Here is an 18,904-nt window from a genome sequence, read left to right on the forward strand (position 1 = left end):
GAAAAACCTGTTGAAATAGAGGTACATCAGCGTTAGTTTGGTATCAGTAAAAATCATAAAAAAAGGCAGAAAAATGCTCGATTTGCGGGCATACGGCCTTTTAAAACGGATTGTTAAAATTCACTCATGAAATGTAGTAGCTGCAATAAATTTATCAAAGAATCATCTGTTATTGATAGCGTTGAATATTTTGTATGTCCTGATTGCGGCAACTGTGTTGATTTAGACTTGAAGCCTCAAAAACTAAGTTTGCATATTCTCCATCGGAAGGGCTGTGACAACACTCATGAAAGCTATTCTTCAGGTTTCATTGTCGATGAATCGCCTTTGTTAGATATTTTATCTAACAATCAGGGTGAGCATGCTGACTATTTAGGCTGTTTTGCTCGTGGCTGGGACAAGCTTAATGAGCATAGTAAAAGACAACTTTTGCTTTTAGAAGCGCCCAAAATGGTTAGTGGAAGAAGGTTGATCTATGTATGTCCAGAATGTGCAGATGTTGGATGTGGTGCGTACGGCTGTATAATCAGGAAGGAAGATAATGTCTATATTTGGGAAAGCTTTGCCTACGAGAACGGCTACGAAGAACCCCAAGTATTAGTCGGCGTTGGTCCATTTCGGTTTGAGATTTCAGAATATGAGCAGGTTATTGACCGTGCTTATAAGCTCTAACAAGTCAATAAACTACAGAGCACTGGTGTCAGGTCTTGGGGCAAAGGGCAAGACCTGACACCAGATTTTGCCTAGGCCGGAGGTTGTTTATGAAGTATATGTTGTTCTTTTTAATGTCTTTTAATGTCTGTTCTTGTAGTTTTGATGATCTAGTAATGAGTAACATTGGAAATAAAGTGGATTTCACTGACCAAAATGTATCTTTTTTCGGTCAAGGAGCAACATTGGCGCTTGTTTCCTATTCCTACGAAAAACAATATTCGTTAGCTGCTTCGCAAGGTGAAAAGGAGGTAAGAGACTTTACAGTTTATAAAAATGCACTTTGTCATATTCTTGGTGGCAAGTGCTCAGAAGTTACAATAGATAATCAACAAATTTTGAGTACATCCAGTGACGGATTAACAACACTTAGTAAGCCTGTTTTTATCAATGGCATTTTGGTAGGAGATATAACCTATGTGAGCTCCTCCGCTGAAATTACTGATGGAGTGCAATGTGGTAATTCAGAACTTGAGTATGTGAAAGAATCAATAAAACTATTTAATAATGCGGGCCAGATTGAAGTCGTGAAAAAATATTTGATCAGTGTGGGTAAGTTGAATTAGCTATCGCCAACGAATCCAAACCAATGGGGTCAGATTTCGCAAGGTACCCCAGTACAATTCCGCTTGCTTTCATGTCGATTACAGAAAAATAAAAAACAACTACTCGTACCCACCGAATGCGAACTGCTGTGATGAAGTAATGCTAAGGAAGAAAATAGGGCGCAGTAGCTTTCCCGCGCCCGGATAAAATACCCGGCTAGCCGGGCAACGACAGGGTTCGGGAGGCCTATCTGAACAACACTAAATTCACCTGGTTTTCCAGTAATTCCTGACGGCCGCTGACGGCTTTCGGGCTTAACTGTTCGCGTTCAACCATAGCAGCCAGAGTTTGCAGTGAATGCTCGCTGCTCTGGATGGCTTTACCTAAAGAGCCATTCCAGCCGGCATAACGCTCTGCGACTGCCTTACCTAAGAAGTCTTTTTCAACCAGAACTGCTGCACGTTTCAGTGCCATAGCCAGGTGATCCATACCACCAATATGACCATGGAACATATCGGCGCGGTCCATGCTCTGACGGCGTAATTTGGCGTCAAAGTTGAAACCACCAGTGGTGAAACCACCAGCTTTGAGAATTTCGTACATCACCAGGCTCAGCTCTTCTACGCTGTTCGGGAATTGGTCGGTATCCCAGCCGTTTTGTGCATCACCGCGGTTCGCATCGATGCTGCCAAAAATGCCAAGCGAAATAGCAGTAGCCACTTCATGATGGAACGAATGACCAGCCAAGGTAGCGTGGTTAGCTTCGATATTGACGGCGAATTCTTTTTCCAGACCAAATTGCTTCAGGAAACCATACACTGTTGCCGAATCGTAATCGTACTGGTGCTTGGTGGGTTCCTGTGGCTTAGGTTCGATCAGTAAAGTGCCTTTAAAACCGATTTTATGTTTGTGCTCAACCACCATTTGCATAAAGCGGCCCAGTTGCTCACGCTCCTGACGCAGGTCGGTATTCAGCAGGGTTTCGTAACCTTCACGACCGCCCCACAATACGTAGTTTTCACCACCTAAACGCTGAGTTGCGTTCATCGCATGGAAAACCTGCGTAGCGCCGTAGCTGAAAATTTCCGGATTTGGATTGGTAGCAGCACCTGCAGCATAACGTGGGTTACTGAATAAATTCGCTGTGCCCCATAACAGTTTCACGCCGGTTTCAGCTTGCTTTTGCTCAAGCACATCCACCATAGCTGCGAAGTTGTTGATGTATTCTTTAATGCTGTTGCCTTCAGGCGATACATCGATGTCATGGAAGCAATAATAAGGAATGCTCAGCTTGCTGAAGAATTCAAAAGCTACATCGGCTTTAGCTTTGGCTTGCGCCATAGCGTCACCGGCTTCTAACCATGGACGGCCAAAAGTGCCTTGACCAAATACATCCTGACCATTCCAGCAGAAGTTGTGCCAGTAACAGGCAGCCATACGCAAATGCTCTGCCATGGTTTTGCCCAGCACTACTTCACTGGCATTGTAATGTTTAAACGCTAAAGGGTTAGTGCTGTCGGCACCTTCATACGCAATTTTATTAATCTGATCGAAATACTGAGCCATTTTGCTCTCCTGTGTTACATCAATTCCAATGCTGCTAATGGTGGGCATTGCTGGCTAAGTTCACAATTATGTTTTTTCAAAGCCACCTTGTGCTTTTGCTTTATTGCCGTTGTTTTTGCTGTATCGCTTTCATGTCTGAACGGGCAGGGATAAACCCCGCCCCTACAATTTATTTTTTAAAGGCATCGGCGTTCTGTTGAGACGGGCGGGGCAAGCCCTCAATAACATCGTCTTGTAATTTGAGACGGGCGGGGATAAACCACCGCCCCTACCATTAAAAATGCTCAGCCAACGACTGATACAAGGCTTTAAATTTGCTGTAGCGTTTGGCCAAAGCGGCGTGACGTTTGGCGTCTGGTTGATGCTGACTGACCACTGGAGGTGGCGGGCATAGCACATCCAGTGCTGTATCAGGCTCCATGGCTAATCTGGCCAAACGAGCAGCACCTAAGGCAGGCCCTACTTCACCACCTTCTCTGAAGGTGAGTGGTTGGTTCATCACATCAGCCAGCAACTGCCGCCAGTACGGACTGCGGGCACCACCACCAATCAGATTAATTTCTGTAGGCATCAGGCCGCTGGCATGCAGAGCTTCTGCGCCCTGAAACAACGCAAAACTGACGCCTTCAAGCACCGAATAGGTCAGGGCTTTTTGGTCAGTGTTGTAGTCCAGACCAAACCAGACACCTTTAGCATTGGGATTGTTATGAGGAGTGCGCTCACCTGACAGGTAAGGTAAAAACAGCGGCATATCTTCAATAGCGCCAAGCCCCTGCTCCAAATCGGCCAGCAAAGTAGCAACAGGGGTTTTCACTAAATGTTCGGCATACCATTGCAAACAACTGGCAGCACTTAATGTCACAGACATCAAATGCCAGGTATTCGGCAAGGCGTGGCAAAAACTATGTACTGCGGATTCAGGGTTCGCCAGAAAGCCATCACTGACAGCAAAATACACACCCGAAGTACCAAGAGATAACATGGCCTGACCCGGACGTACTATACCAGCACCCACAGCACCGGCGGCATTGTCACCACCACCAGCGATCAGAGGCACAGCGGCTAAACCCCAGCGTTTCGCCAGGTCAGGTAACAAGGTGCCTGTGATCTGATTGCCTTCGTAAAGTTTTGGCATCTGATCACGGCTTAAACCACAAGCGCACAACAGCTCGTCGTTCCAGTCACGTTTAGCCACATCCAGCCATAAAGTACCGGCTGAATCCGACATATCGGAAGCAAAGTCGCCACTTAAGCAAAAACGTAAATAATCTTTTGGCAGCAGTACTTTGGCGACCTTAGCAAAAGCTTGTGGCTCCTGCTGACGTAACCAAAGTAATTTAGGTGCGGTAAAACCAGGCATCGCCAGATTGCCTGTGATCTGTGGCAAATCGGCCACTTTCAATTGCAGCTGCTGGCATTGCTCAAAAGAGCGACCATCGTTCCATAAAATAGCTGGGCGAATAATCTGGTTCTGATCGTCCAGCAAAGTAGCGCCATGCATCTGGCCCGCTAAACCTATGGCTTTAACCGAAGCTAAAGATTGACGCTGGCTAAGCTGATCCATACAAGACTGCAGCCCAAGCCACCAGTGCTCTGGGTTTTGCTCTGACCATAAAGGCTGGGGCCGGCTGACTAACAACTCAGCACTGGCGCTATCTATTACTTTGCCGTTCTCGCCAAGCAAAATCACTTTGATGCCCGAAGTGCCTAAATCTATGCCTATGTACATAATCTGAAATCTGTTCTGACTTTTGGTGAGCTAATACTTGGCGAGGGATTGCTTACCAGCAATTACGAAAATTCATAATTAGCTGCTGAATTATGATTTATCGTTTGCCAAAAAAGCCTGACTGGCTAATATTTAACCCGCTTAAATACAAAAAATAAAAAAGATAACGATATATACCCAAAGTAATTGGAGTTGCAGTCAGGCGACAAGCGCAGTCAGCAGCTTCAGGTACTAAGGGTAAACCGACAGGACGGGGATATGTTTAAAGCTAAACACAGCATTACACTTTTGTTTAATGCTAATAAGGTTTTCGACAGGCAAGTGATCGAAGGCATAGGTCATTACCTGCAATCATCAAAAGTCGACTGGGACGTGTATCTGGAGGAAGATTTCCTCTGTCGTCTCGAACACATTCATGAATGGGGTGGCGACGGTATTATCGCCGACTTCGATGATATGAATATTCAACGCGCTTTGGCCGGAACCACCAAACCTATAGTTGGAGTGGGTGGCTCTTACAGTAAAGCGGCAGATTACCCTGAAGTTCCTTATGTCGCCACCGACAACTATGCGCTGGTGCAAGCCGCTTATGAGCACCTGAAACGCAAAGGGTTAGACCGTTTTGCCTTTTACAGTGTGCCAACCGACGAGCAGCATCGCTGGGCCAGCGAGCGCGAAAGTGCGGTGAAAAAATTAACAGCTCAGGATGGTTACGACTGTCAGATTTATCAGGGGCACTGCACCAGACCTGAAACCTGGCAATATGCGATGAACCGCCTGACCGACTGGATCCAAAGCTTACCTAAACCTATTGGCATTATCGCCGTCACAGATTCCCGCGCCCGCCATCTGCTGCAAGCTTGCGAACATTTGGGTGTGGTAGTACCGGATAATATTTCTATCATTGGCATAGATGACGACGATATAGCCCGTTTCCTTAATAGAATCAGCTTAAGCTCAGTAACTCAGGGTTGTTTTGAAATGGGTTATAAAGCCGCCAAGCTGCTGCATACCCAACTGAATAATATCGAAGTAGGTCAAAAACGTATTCTGGTACCGCCTGTGGGCGTGGCTTCACGCCAATCAACAGACTTTAAAGCCTTGCGTGACCCTTATGTCATTCAGGCGATGCACTATATCCGCCGTCATGCGACTCGTGGTGCAAAAGTAGAACAAGTGACTGATTTTGTCGGTATTTCACGTTCTAACCTGGAACAGCGTTTCAGAGCAGAACGTGGCCATTCGATCCATACCGAACTGCATAACCAAAAACTGGTAAAAGCCTGCAAAATGTTGGTTGATACTCAGGTTAACCCTATCGCCATCGCCAATATCTGCGGTTATCCGTCGCTGCAATATATGTATGCGGTGTTTAAACGCCATTTTGGCCAGACACCAAAAGAATACCGTGAAGCACGGGGTGAAATGCTGAATAACGTGGCGGTGAATGACTAAATAACAAACAAATTTGTAGGGGCGGGTCTTGTACCCGCCCGTCGTGACGATACCCCGATGGACGGGCCGGGACAAGCCGCGGCCCCTACAACCCGTCCTTCTAAATGCCAATCCGATACCAGGTATCGGTTAACCCGCGCCCTTATCGTTTTTAAAGCCTTACCACCGAAAAAACGCACAAAGCTGACGTATTTTCATAAAGCCGAAGCCTTTGATGGTCATGGTATTTTTCTGTTCAGACCTGACGCAACTAGTCAAAGGAACAGATAAAAATGAAGACAACCTACGCTTCTGCGCTGATGGGCTTGAGCCTGTTGTTCAGCGGATGTCAGCCGGAAAAACCAACGGATGACGTCAGCACCATAGCGACTTTTCACTGGTTTGATTATCAGGGCCAAGACGCTGTTTTTGCCGAACCTTTAGCCAAAGGAAGCTACCAAAACCCTGTCGCAGCAGGCTTTTTCCCTGATCCCAGTATTACCCGCCGTGGTGATGACTATTACATGGTGTTGTCTTCGTTTTCCTATACACCGGGCTTACCGATTTTACACAGCACTGATCTGGTGAACTGGCAATTAGTCGGCCATGCACTAAGCCGCGCCTCGCAGGTCGACATGTCAGGCATGCAAGTCTCCCGTGGTATTTTTGCCCCTACTATCCGCTATCACGACGGTACTTTTTACATCATCACCACTGTAGTGGATAAAGGCGGTAACTTTATTCTGACCGCAACAGACCCTGCCGGGCCATGGTCGGATCCGATCTGGTTGCCGGAAGTGGAAGGCATAGACCCGGATCTATTTTTTGATGACGACGGTAAGGTCTATATCAGCCATAACGGCGAAGCACCTGGAGAAGCCTTGTATGAAGGCCACAGAGCCATTTGGATGTGGCAATACGATCCGGTGAAAAAAGCCGTGTTGCCGGATTCAAAAAAACTGCTGGTGAATGGTGGCGTCGATTTAAGCACTAAGCCGATTTGGATTGAAGCTCCGCATATTTACAAGCATAACGGCTGGTATTATCTGGTCTGTGCTGAAGGCGGCACTGCTGATCAACATTCGGCCGTGGTATTCAGAACCCGCAGTTTGAATGAGCCTTTTGTGCCTTACAACGATAACCCTATTCTGACGCAACGTGATTTACCAGCCGACAGAGTTAACCCTATTACCACAGCTGGTCATGCCGATTTAGTGCAGTTACCTGATGGCCAGTGGTGGGCGGTATTTCTAGCCACCCGCACCTACGACCAGACTTACTTTAATACAGGCCGCGAAACCTTTTTGCTGCCCGTCAGTTGGAAAGACGAATGGCCCACTATTCTGCCTCAGGGGCAAGAAATACCTTATCGTCATACTGCACCAACCGGCTTAATCAGTAGCACTGGCGCTTTAACACAAACTGGCAACTTTAGCTGGCGTGATGAATTTGATAGCCAAAGCTTAAAGCCGGACTGGAACCTGTTGCGTGAATTTGATCAAAGCTGGCTCACTTTGGATGGACAAAACCTGCTGCTGAATGCCAAAGCTGTCGGCATGGATTCCTTATCACAACCTGCTTTTATAGGTCGTCGCCAGCAACATGCCAGCTTTGAAACCAGCACCAGCCTGCTGGTGCCAAAAGGCAAGATTTCAGCTGGTTTGGTGGTATTTCAGAACGAGCAATATCATTACTATCTGGGGGTAAAAACTGCAGCTGGTAAAACTACTGTATTTCTTGAGCAAGCCAAAGGCGGTAAACCCAGCTTGGTTAGCAGCAAGGACTTACCTGCCAATACAGAACAATTGAAGCTAAGAATCCAAGGCAAAGCGGGAGAAATCAGCTTTTATTACGCTGATCAAAATGGCGAATGGCAACAATTGGGTGAAGTGCAGGATGCCAAAATCTTAAGCACTCAGGTCGCTGGTGGTTTTGTTGGCACCACTTTAGGTGTGCATGCACGACAGGAAAAAGAGGCCACCCCATGAACAGCCAGGCCATGAAAACCGCTTTTACTTTCAGTTTAGTCTTAGCCCTTTTCAGCACGTCAGTTGTTGCTTTGCCAGCTGATTATCTGGCGCAACAACCAGCCAAAGGCGACTTTGCTTTGGTTAGCAAAAGCACGCAGGCAACAATTCAGCTGGATGAAAAGGACCATAAAGGCTTAAAACGTGCCGTACAAAGCCTGCAACAGGATATTCAAAAAGTCAGCGGCAAAAGTTTAAGTATCAGTGAAACAGCGGAAAACAAGCAGCTGCTGATTATCGGCAGCCTGGGCAACAATACACTTCTCGATCAACTGATAGCCGCAGGAAAGCTGGATGTAAGCGCCATTCAGGGTCGCTGGGAAGCCTATTTAATTCAGGTGATTGAACAGCCTTTGCCGGGCGTCGAGCAAGCATTGGTAATAGCTGGCAGCGATAAAAGAGGCGCTATTTTTGGCGTTTATGATCTGGCCGAAACCATAGGGGTATCGCCCTGGAGCTGGTGGGCCGATGTGCCGGTGAAAAAGCAAGAACAGCTTTATATCAAAGCGGGCACCCGCCTGACTGATGCGCCCAAAGTAAAATACCGTGGCATCTTTTTAAATGACGAACATCCGGCTTTAACCAATTGGACCAGCGAAAAATTTGGCGGCTACAACAGCCAGTTTTATCAGCATGTATTTGAGCTTTTACTGCGGCTGAAGTCGAATTTCCTCTGGCCTGCGATGTGGAATAACGCCTTTGCCGATGACGATCCACAAAACGCTATTTTGGCCGATGAAATGGGCATAGTGATGAGCAACAGCCACCACGAGCCTATGATGCGCGCCGACAAAGAATGGAACAGATACGGTAAAGGACCATGGGAATACTCCAGCAACCGCGACACTATTTATAAGTTCTGGCAAGAAGGCGCGAAGCGGCATAAAAACCTGGAAAGCATTTTTACTCTTGGCATGCGTGGTCAGGAAGATGAGCCGATGAGCGAAGGTGAAAACATCGGCTTACTGGAGCAAGTAGTAGCCGATCAACGCCAGATATTAACAGAAACCTTTAAAGACAAACCGATCACCGACGTGCCACAAGTCTGGGCTTTGTACAAAGAAGTACAAGGCTTTTATGAGCGTGGTATGAGAGTGCCGGACGATGTGACCTTACTTTGGGCTGATGATAACTACGGCAATATCCGCCGCCTGCCCACAGCCGAAGAGCGTGGCCGTGCCGGTGGCGCTGGTGTCTATTATCACTTTGATTATGTCGGCAGCCCCCGCTCTTACCGCTGGATTAATACAGTGCCTATGGCAAAAATCTGGGAACAGATGAATTTAGCCTGGCAATTTCAGGCTGATCGTATCTGGATAGTCAATGTTGGGGATTTAAAACCGATGGAATTTCCCATCGACTTTTTCCTGCGTATGGCCTGGAACCCACCTGCTTTTAAAGCCGATAACTTAGAGCAATTTGCCGTCAGCTGGGCCACGCAACAATTCAGTGCACAACATGCGGCAACTATAGCTGAACTGATCCAGGGTTACACCACACACAACGGCCGTCGTAAACCTGAAGCTGTGGAACCCCATACCTACAGCATTTTCCATTATCAGGAAGCAGAGCGCGTCAGCCAGGAGCTTGCTGCTTTAGTGAAAAAATCGGATGAGCTGTACCGTCAATTACCGACTGAACAAAGAGATGCTTATATCCAGTTGGTATCGCATCCACTGAAAGCCAGTCAGGCTGTGTATGAATTAAACCGTGCAGTGGCGATGAATAAATTGCATGGCGAACAAGGCCGGGTGACTACCACTTATTGGGCAGAGCAGGTGCGCTTCTGGTTTAAACAGGATGCAGAGCTAACGAATCTTTACCACAGCCTGAGCGATGGCCGCTGGAACCATATGATGTCGCAACCTCACATTGGTTTTACCTACTGGCGTAACCCACCTGCGAACTTAATGCCTGTGGTGTCAGTCGCAGAACCTATGCCCGTGGCAGATATGGGCGTAGCGCCTGAAGGTTCGGCTTTTTCATGGCCTATCAGCGAATACAAAGGTCAGCCCTTAGCACTGGACCCTTTTTACCCTCATGGTCAAACAGAGCGCAGCATTGAAGTATTTAACAAAGGCAGTTTGCCCTTTGAGTTCAATGCTAAAGCATCAGCCGACTGGATCCAGCTCAGCCAAACGAAAGGCCAGATTGAAGTTGCACAAACGATTCAGGTCAACATCGACTGGAGCAAAGTGAAAACCGGGCTGAATGTCGGCGAAGTGCATGTGCAGGGCACTGGCTGGGGCGGCGCCAAAATTAAAGTGTCGGCCGTGAAACCTAAAACAGAGCCGACTTCAGGTTTTGTTGAAGCAGACGGTTATATAGCGCTGGACGCCGCCAGTGCAAAGGTACAAGGCAATAACAACCAAAGCTGGTGGCAACTGATCCCGGGCCATGGCCGTGGTGAAGCCTCAATGGCAGCTATGACAGAACTGGATTATCAAATCAAAGATATTCGCAAAGCCCCTTATCTGGAATACCCGCTGTATTTCCATTCCACGGGTGAATTCACTTTGCATAGCGTGATAGCCCCCACTTTGGATCTGGTGCCTGGCCGTGGTTTGCGTTTTGCTGTGGCGCTGAATAATGACAAGCCCGAACTTGTAGACAGTCTGGCAAATAAAAACCCTGCTGTGTGGGATAACGCAGTGTTGGATGGGGTGCGGGTGATCAAAACTGCTATCAAAGTGAATAAGCCTGGCGAACATAAACTACGAATTTATCTGGTCGACCCGGCCTTAGTGCTGCAAAAACTGATGATTGATACAGGCGGCCTGAAGCCCAGTTATTTAGGGCCAGAGCAAAGCGTATATAAAAAATGAATACACAAAACTTAAACGGATACAGATGATATGAATCAGCTAGAACAACTCAGCAAAATAACGGTCGTAGTGGCAGATAGCGGCGATATTGCCGCTATACAACAGCTTCAACCTACCGAAGCGACCACTAACCCATCGCTTATATTGCAGGCCAGCCAGCAGGCGGATTATCAGCATTTATTGCACAGCGCACTCAAAGGCAATGAGCAGGATATTGCTGCAGCCTGTGAGCAAGTGACAGTGAATTTTGGCTGTGAAATTTTGCGCCATATACCAGGTCGGGTCTCAACTGAAATTGACGCCCGCTTGTCTTTTGATACCGAAGCCAGTGTGGCCAAAGCCTTGAGTATTATTGGTCGTTACCGCGCAGCAGGCGTGGACTCCAACAGAGTGCTGATTAAACTGGCAGCCACCTGGCAAGGTATTCAGGCCGCAGCACGGCTGGAGAAGTTAGGTATTCATTGCAACCTGACGTTGATCTTTAGTCTGGCTCAGGCCAAAGCCTGTGCCGATGCTGGTGTGACCTTAATTTCACCTTTTGTTGGCCGTATTCTGGACTGGTACAAACAAAATCAGCCAGAGCTGGATTTTTCCGGTGATAAAGACCCCGGCGTCATATCAGTCAAAACTATTTATAACTATTACAAAAACCATGGCATTCCGACAGTGGTGATGGGTGCGAGCTTTCGTAATGTCGATCAAATCCGCCAACTGGCGGGTTGTGATTTGCTAACGATAGCCCCTAATTTGTTACTGCAACTCAAAGACTCTTTTGACCCTTTACCAGCAGCTTTGCAGCCAGTGAGCACCCAAAGCCCCGCCACACCCAAAGCCCTGAGTCAGGCTGAATTTTTATGGCAACTGAATGAAGACGCCATGGCTACTGAAAAGCTGGCCGAAGGTATTCGCAAATTTGCAGTGGATCAGCGCAAGCTGGAGCAACTGTTACAAAACCTGAACCAACAGTCTTAGGATATTGCCATGCATTCTCATCATCAAACTGATCACAAAACCCGCGCTAATGCCATCCGCGCTTTAGCTATGGATGCAGTACAAAAAGCCAATTCAGGCCACCCCGGCGCCCCCATGGGCATGGCCGATATTGCCGAAGTACTCTGGCTACAATTTTTAAAGCATAACCCGGCTAATCCGTCATTCAGCAACAGAGACCGTTTTGTGCTGAGTAACGGCCATGCTTCTATGTTGTTGTATTCATTGCTGCATTTAACAGGTTATGAATTATCTATTGAGGATATAAAGTCTTTCCGTCAGCTGCATTCCAAAACTCCGGGTCACCCTGAATTGGGTTACACCGCAGGCGTCGAAACCACCACTGGTCCTTTGGGTGCTGGTATTGCCAATGCGGTAGGGATGGCAATAGCCGAAAAAACTCTGGCGGCGCAATTTAACCGGCCTGATTACCCAGTCGTCGATCACTTTACTTATTGTTTCCTCGGTGATGGCTGCCTGATGGAAGGTTTATCCCATGAAGCCAGTTCGCTGGCTGGTACCTTAGGCCTTGGAAAACTGATTGCCTTTTGGGATGACAATGGTATTTCTATTGATGGCCATGTCGAAGGCTGGTTTACCGACGACACGCCGGCACGTTTTCACTCTTATGGCTGGCAAGTGATCCGGGTGGATGGCCATAACCCAGCTCAAATTGCCGATGCCATCACACAAGCTCAGGCAGAAACTGACAGACCCACGCTGATTTGCTGTAAAACTATTATTGGCTATGGCAGCCCGAATAAATCAGGCTCTCATGACAGTCACGGCTCGCCTTTGGGCGATGGCGAAATAGCCAAAACCCGTGAATTTCTGCAATGGGATCATATTCCTTTTGAAATTCCGGCCGACATTTATGCCGCCTGGGACTGCAAAACCAAAGGCGCAGCGCTTGAACAGCAATGGACAGAGTTATTTGCCGCCTACAAAAACGAGTACCCTGAACTGGCCGCTGAATACCAACGTCGTGTGATAGACAGGGTGTTACCGGCTAATTTTGAAGCGGCCACTCAAAGTTTTATCGAGAATTGCCAAAACCAACAGCAGGATATTGCCAGTCGCAAAGCATCACAGCTTTGTATCGCTCATTTTGCGGCACTGCTGCCTGAAGTTTTAGGTGGCTCGGCCGATTTGGCAGGTTCTAACCTGACCTTATGGTCGGGCAGCAAAGGCCTGACCAAAGACGATAGCTCCGGCAACTATATTTATTACGGCGTACGCGAATTTGGCATGGTCGCCATAATGAACGGCATTACAGCCCATGGTGGTTTCCGCTGTTATGGCGCGACTTTCCTGATGTTTATGGAATACGCCCGCAATGCGGTACGGATGTCGGCCTTAATGAAGCTGCCGAATATTTATGTTTTTACTCATGATTCTATAGGTCAGGGCGAAGACGGCCCGACGCACCAGCCAATAGAGCAACTGACGAACTTACGGACGACGCCTAATCTGGTGACTTGGCGGCCTGCCGATTTAACTGAAACCGCTGTGGCCTGGAAAACAGCTTTAACGACCACAACCTCACCTTCAGCTTTGGTATTTAGCCGACAAAATCTGCGTCAGTTCCAGCGTAATTCGGAGCAAATCAGGTTAATCAGCAAAGGCGGTTATATTTTAAAAGACTGTGGCACTGCACCAGACATAGTGCTGATAGCCACAGGCTCTGAACTGCAACTGGCGTGCGATACAGCTGACAAACTCAATGCAGCAGGTAAAAAAGTGAATGTGGTGTCTATGCCAAGCACTACTTTATTTGACCAGCAATCTGAGTTTTACCGTGATTCGGTGTTACCGGACCAGGCGAAAATTGTTGCGATAGAAGCGGCTCACCCTGATTTTTGGTACAAATATGTCGGTAAAAAAGGCCTGATTATTGGTATCAGTAGCTTTGGTGAATCCGCACCTGGCCCTGCCTTGCTGGATTATTTTGGCTTTAATGCAGAGGTAATAGCAGCTAAGATTCTGGCCTAGACCCCGGAAATCAAAATAAAGACTTCAACCTTATCTAGCCTGTTGGGGCAACAAGGTTGAAGTCTGACTCCCTGAAAAAGGATTTTGTTATGCGCCTGGCTTTTTCTGTGCTTTGTTTTGTCTCTGCTGCCAGTTGCTACGCAGCAGAACCAGCAGCTTTGCTTAAAGTGAATCAAAGTGGCTACCTGAACCAAGGCCAAAAGCTGGCGGTGATCCCCGGAAAAAGCCAACACACTTTTCAACTAGTCGCCTTACCATCGGGCCAGATTGTCTTTAAGGGCCAAAGCTCGGCAGCTCAACACTGGGCTCCGGCGGATGAAAAAGTCAGTATTGCTGATTTCACTCCAGTACAAAACAATGGCCGCTACCGGCTTGAAGTCGCTGGATTTACCGCTGTTGAACTACAAATCGCAGCTCAACCTTATACCCAATTGCATGATGCAGCTATCAAAGCCTATTACTTTAATCGCGCCTCACAGCAACTGGACTCTGCTTACGCAGGAGTATGGGCCCGCCCTGCCGGACACCCGGATGTTCAGGTGAAAATACATAGCTCCGCAGCCTCGGCCAGCAGACCCACAGGCACTGTAGTTCAGTCACCCAAAGGCTGGTACGACGCTGGTGATTACAATAAATACATAGTGAATTCCGGCATCAGTACTTTTACTTTATTGGATGCCTGGACAGACTTCAAAGACTTTTACCGCCAGCGGCAGTGGAATATCCCGGAATCCGGCAACAGCATGCCGGACTTACTGGATGAAGTGGTATGGAATCTGGACTGGATGAGCAGTATGCAAGATCCGGCGGACGGCGGTGTTTATCATAAACTAACCAATCTGAATTTTGACGGCACTGTTATGCCGCATCAGGCAGTCGCACCACGTTATCTGGTGCAAAAAACCACGGCAGCAGCTTTAAACTTTGCTGCTGTGATGGCCAAAGCCAGCAGAGTAATGGCCGAATTTGACAAAGAACAGCCAGGTAAAGCGGCTTTGTTCAGGCAACAAGCTATTCAGGCTTGGCAATGGGCAAGCAAAAATCCGGCTATTTATTATCAACAACCTGCAGATGTCAGCACAGGCGCTTATGGCGATAAAAATCTGGCGGATGAATTTGCCTGGGCTGCAGCTGAGCTTTATTTGCTCACGGGTGAACAGCCTTACCTGCAGCAGTTTTTTCAGTTAGCTCAGCCAGTACAAACCGCCTCCTGGGCTGACGTCGCCGCTTTGGGTTATTTCTCTTTGGCAAAAGAAGCAAATCGGCGGACGCCAGAGCAGCGCCAGTTGGTGTTCAGCGCTATTACGGCAATGGCCGATCAGTTTGTAACTCAACATCAGGCTTCAGCTTATAAAGTGGCTATGGTGCCGGAAGATTTTGTCTGGGGCAGTAATGCGGTGGCGATGAATAAAGCCATCTTGTTGTACAAAGCCAATCAAATTACGGCAAAAGCCGACTACGTCGAGGCTATGCAAGGTTTGCTGGATTATGTGCTTGGTCGTAACCCACTGGATTTATCTTATGTCACAGGTTTTGGCGTAAAAAGCCCACAACATATCCATCACCGCCCTTCTGAAGCTGACGGTATAAAAGCACCGGTGCCGGGTTGGTTAGCTGGTGGTGCACAACCTGGACAGCAGGATAAATGTAAGTACAACAGCACATTACCAGCCAAATCTTATGCCGATGACTGGTGCAGCTATGCCAGCAACGAAGTCACTATCAACTGGAATGCGCCGCTGGTGTATATGCTGGCCGCTTTTTCTCAGCCAGTTCCAAAGCCTTGATAAAACAAAGCAGCCTGAGGATTCAGGCTGCTTTGAACACTTTCGAGCCAAATGCTCGAGGCTCTACTCATTGGGATCGGGCTTTTGTATCATCAATCTAGCAAGCAGGAACCGGGCTTTGTTGGCTGCGTTGCTGACGACTACGCATAAACCACAACACCATAATAAGTCCAAGCAGAGCAGTACCGGCTCCAGCCAAAGGCACATAACCTAAGCCAAAACCTGTTTTGATAATGGCGGCACCCAATACGGCCCCCAAAGCATTACCCAGATTAAAAGCTCCTATATTCATAGCTGCGGCTAAATTTGGCGCTTCTTTGGCTTCTTGCACCACCAGGGACTGCAATGGTGGCACCAGTGCAAAACTGGCAATTCCCCATAAAAAAATCAAAGGCGCAACCAGCAACTGTGATGACAGCACCATGGAGAGCACGGCTAACAACAGAGTCACAGCCACTAAAGAACTGATCAGGGTTAAGTTCAGCGAACGGTCGGCAAAACGGCCACCCAAATAATTACCTACAGCCAAACCTACACCGTACAACACCAGCATAGAGGTGACAAAAGCGGTTGAGGCATGGGTTTCATCCTGCAATATAGGCACAATATAGGTAAAGACGGTGAACATCGAACTTGAGCTAACCACTGTTAACAACAAGGCCGCTAACACCGAGCCTTTGCTCAACACTCTAAGCTCATTCCGTACATTGGCTTTGCCTTCGTTCGCCAGTGGCGGCAATGACAAGCGCAGCGCCAGCATAGTCACTAACCCTATGACGGCCATAGCAAAAAAGGCAGGACGCCAGCCAATCACTTCTCCAATATAAGCAGCCAAAGGCACTCCGCCTATAGTCGCTATGGTCAAGCCGGAGAACATAGCAGCTACGGCACCAGAGCGTTTTTCTAGCGGCACAATACTCATAGCGACAACTGAGCCAACCCCAAAAAAAGCACCATGATTAAATGACGTGACAATACGTCCAAATAACAACAGGTTGTAGCTATCCGCCATAGCGGAAATCAGATTGCCCAGAGTAAAAATGCCCATAGACAACAACAGCAGGTTACGACGGCTCATATTGGCAAAAACTAAGGTCATTAAAGGTGCGCCAATCAGCACACCAAAGGCATAGGCACTGATTAACATGCCAGCTGTTGGAATAGAAACAGCTAGGTCATTGGCAATCACAGGTAACATCCCCATCGGGGAAAACTCGGTAACACCTATACCAAAAGCCCCCAGTGCAAGGGCCAGTAAAGGAATATTGATTTTCATACAAAGTCTCGCTAATTTGTGATGCGAAGGAATATAAACAATCACAACACCCAGAAAAAGTAGCGCAGGATACATTCAGTTTTGCTTCGGAGTCACAAATGAGCGCTGAAAAGACAGGAAAGACAGATCGAACAGCTGAAATGGAGACCTTTTTGTCCGTTGCCTGCACAGGAAGTTTAAGTGCAGCAGCCCGTGAATTAGATCTCACCCCATCCGCAGTCAGTCGTATTATGACCCGTCTTGAAAAACGTCTGGGAGTCAGGCTTATTGTCCGCAGCACCCGCAAACTGCGTTTAACCAGTGAAGGGGAGTCTTATGCACTGGCAGCCCGGCGAATTTTAAAAGATTTAGAGGACACCGAAAGCAGTATTGCCAGCAGGGGCAGCCCAAGCGGCACTATTAAAGTGACTACAGCAACGGCGCATAGCCGCCTAACCATAGTGCCGTTACTAAAAGAGTTTTTACAACGCTACCCGGATATCCGCATTGAAATAGATGTATCAGACCAAATCCGCGATGTTCATGCTGGCCATGTCGATGTTGCGATCCGTTTTGGACAATTGCCGGATAGCGGCCTGCATGCCCGCCGTTTGGGTGAAACAGGCCGGGTTGTGCTTGCCTCCCCTGAATACCTGGCGAAAGCAGGAGTACCTCAAACACCAGCTGATTTAACAAATCACAATTGCCTGGATTTCAGTTTTAGACGACTGGAACCGGGCTGGCCATTTCGTGAAGATGAACAGGACTATATGCTCGCAGTCAGCGGCAATGTGATAGCAAACAATGGCGAAACTCTGGTAGAACTGGCCCTGCAGGGCATAGGCATTACCCGTGTAGGCCGTTTTCATGTGCAACAGGCGCTGGCAACAGGTCAGCTTGTAGCTTTGCTTGAGGAGTACAATCCGCAGGACCGCGAAGCCATTCATGCAGTTTTTATTGGTGGTCATACTATGCCAGCCAGAATACGGGTATTTGTTGATTATCTGGTGGAGAAGATGACAGGCAATACTAAGGCTCAGGATTAACACCATCAAGGCGGGCCTTAAGCCCGCCGATGTTATGTCGATCAATCTTAAGGCTTGATGCTGCGGTCCAAAAACTCCAGCATAGCTGCTGCTATTTGGTTGCCATGTGTTTCGATAGCGAAGTGGCCACTATTCAGAAACTGCACTTCAGCTTTTGGATTATCACGCTGGAATGCTTTAGCGCCCGCAGGAAGAAAGAATGGATCTTTTTCGCCCCAAATAGCTAATAAAGGCGGCTGTTTGCTGCGGAAAAACTGATGCAACTCTTTGTATTGTTTCACGTTGCTACCGTAGTCCAGCAGTAAATCCATCTGCACTTCAACACCAATGCGCTCAATTGCAGCATGAGCTAACTGATAAGTTTCAGGCGCTATCACTGAGGTATCTTCAACCCCTTCAGTGTATTGCCACTTCAGCATGTCTGCGGTGTTGAACTTACGTAAAGCTTCACGATTTTCGGCAGTTGGGTTCGCCCAGGCTTTGCGCATATCAGCCCAACCTTCACTCAGTCCTTCTTCATAGCCATTGCCATTTTGGCTCACAATGGCCGTGATCTTCTCCGGATTCTTTACCGCCAGACGCCAGCCGACCGGAGCGCCATAATCAAACACATACATAGCATAACGTTCGAGCTTTTTAGCCACTGTGAACGCATCAATAACTGATGCCAAATTGTCGAAGCTGTAATTAAATTTAACGCCGGGTTTGACCGTGGTTTGGCCAAAACCAGGTAAGTCAGGCGCTATCACATGATATTTTTCTGCCAGTTTTGGCATTAAATCTCTGAACATATAAGACGAAGCACCAAAGCCATGTAACAACAGCACAGTAGGAGCTTGTGGCGAACCTGCCTCGCGGTAAAACACATTCACACCCTGCACATCCAGGCTTTGATAACGCACTTGCGTTTTATCTTCTGCAGCTGTGGCAGAAAGAGAAGCAGCTAAGGTTGCAGCTGCGAGCAGTATTTTTTTCGTATTCATGGTTACTCCGTGA

13 protein-coding genes are annotated in these 18,904 nt (G+C 47.8%); 9 read left to right on the forward strand and 4 right to left on the reverse strand.

Annotated elements, in window-relative coordinates:
• Window positions 1-126 precede the first annotated feature (126 nt).
• Both OM978_RS20710 and OM978_RS20715 read left to right on the forward strand, forming a co-directional pair.
• Window positions 127-672, forward strand: a complete 546-nt coding sequence (locus tag OM978_RS20710; protein WP_264344317.1) for a hypothetical protein — start codon at window positions 127-129, stop codon at window positions 670-672.
• Window positions 673-761: 89 nt separating this feature from the next.
• Entirely contained in the window at window positions 762-1,277 is a 516-nt protein-coding gene (locus tag OM978_RS20715) for a hypothetical protein (protein ID WP_264344318.1), read from the forward strand.
• A 226-nt stretch (window positions 1,278-1,503) separates the two neighbouring features.
• Here OM978_RS20715 and xylA read toward each other — a convergent pair whose 3' ends face one another.
• Both xylA and xylB read right to left on the reverse strand, forming a co-directional pair.
• Window positions 1,504-2,823, reverse strand: a complete 1,320-nt coding sequence (xylA, locus tag OM978_RS20720) for a xylose isomerase (protein WP_233010816.1) — start codon at window positions 2,821-2,823, stop codon at window positions 1,504-1,506.
• Window positions 2,824-3,097: 274 nt separating this feature from the next.
• Window positions 3,098-4,552, reverse strand: a complete 1,455-nt coding sequence (xylB, locus tag OM978_RS20725) for a xylulokinase (protein ID WP_264344319.1) — start codon at window positions 4,550-4,552, stop codon at window positions 3,098-3,100.
• A 258-nt stretch (window positions 4,553-4,810) separates the two neighbouring features.
• Here xylB and OM978_RS20730 point away from each other — a divergent pair, with 258 nt between their 5' ends.
• The 6 genes from OM978_RS20730 to OM978_RS20755 all read left to right on the forward strand — a co-directional run bounded on the left by OM978_RS20730 (window position 4,811) and on the right by OM978_RS20755 (window position 15,607).
• On the forward strand, window positions 4,811-6,007 hold the full coding sequence (locus OM978_RS20730) for a XylR family transcriptional regulator (protein ID WP_264344320.1): 1,197 nt from the start codon (window positions 4,811-4,813) through the stop codon (window positions 6,005-6,007).
• A 272-nt stretch (window positions 6,008-6,279) separates the two neighbouring features.
• Complete coding sequence (locus OM978_RS20735) at window positions 6,280-7,974, forward strand: glycoside hydrolase family 43 protein (RefSeq protein ID WP_264344321.1); 1,695 nt, start codon at window positions 6,280-6,282, stop codon at window positions 7,972-7,974.
• Window positions 7,971-10,838, forward strand: coding sequence for a glycosyl hydrolase 115 family protein (locus OM978_RS20740; RefSeq protein ID WP_264344322.1), 2,868 nt, complete (start codon window positions 7,971-7,973; stop codon window positions 10,836-10,838). Before OM978_RS20735 ends, OM978_RS20740 begins: the two co-directional genes overlap by 4 nt.
• A 30-nt stretch (window positions 10,839-10,868) precedes the next feature.
• Window positions 10,869-11,810 carry a transaldolase gene (gene tal / locus OM978_RS20745; RefSeq protein ID WP_264344323.1) on the forward strand — a complete coding sequence of 314 codons (942 nt, stop codon included), beginning with the start codon at window positions 10,869-10,871 and terminating at the stop codon, window positions 11,808-11,810.
• 9 nt (window positions 11,811-11,819) lie between these two features.
• Entirely contained in the window at window positions 11,820-13,820 is a 2,001-nt protein-coding gene (gene tkt, locus OM978_RS20750) for a transketolase (RefSeq protein WP_264344324.1), read from the forward strand.
• Window positions 13,821-13,909: 89 nt separating this feature from the next.
• Window positions 13,910-15,607: a glycoside hydrolase family 9 protein gene (locus OM978_RS20755; RefSeq protein WP_264344325.1), complete on the forward strand. Its 1,698-nt coding sequence runs from the start codon at window positions 13,910-13,912 to the stop codon at window positions 15,605-15,607.
• Window positions 15,608-15,704: 97 nt separating this feature from the next.
• On the opposite strand, the gene OM978_RS20760 is transcribed toward OM978_RS20755, so the two are convergent.
• Window positions 15,705-16,883, reverse strand: a complete 1,179-nt coding sequence (locus tag OM978_RS20760; protein WP_264344326.1) for an MFS transporter — start codon at window positions 16,881-16,883, stop codon at window positions 15,705-15,707.
• A gap of 98 nt (window positions 16,884-16,981) precedes the next feature.
• Between OM978_RS20760 and OM978_RS20765 the strand changes: the two genes are divergently transcribed.
• A complete protein-coding gene (locus tag OM978_RS20765; RefSeq protein ID WP_264344327.1) occupies window positions 16,982-17,908 on the forward strand; it encodes a LysR family transcriptional regulator in 927 nt (308 codons plus the stop codon).
• 47 nt (window positions 17,909-17,955) lie between these two features.
• On the opposite strand, the gene OM978_RS20770 is transcribed toward OM978_RS20765, so the two are convergent.
• On the reverse strand, window positions 17,956-18,891 hold the full coding sequence (locus tag OM978_RS20770) for an alpha/beta fold hydrolase (protein WP_264344328.1): 936 nt from the start codon (window positions 18,889-18,891) through the stop codon (window positions 17,956-17,958).
• Between the last annotated feature and the right edge of the window lie 13 nt (window positions 18,892-18,904).

This window comes from Rheinheimera sp. MM224, assembly GCF_947090785.1.
In the GTDB taxonomy this organism is placed as follows: domain Bacteria; phylum Pseudomonadota; class Gammaproteobacteria; order Enterobacterales; family Alteromonadaceae; genus Pararheinheimera.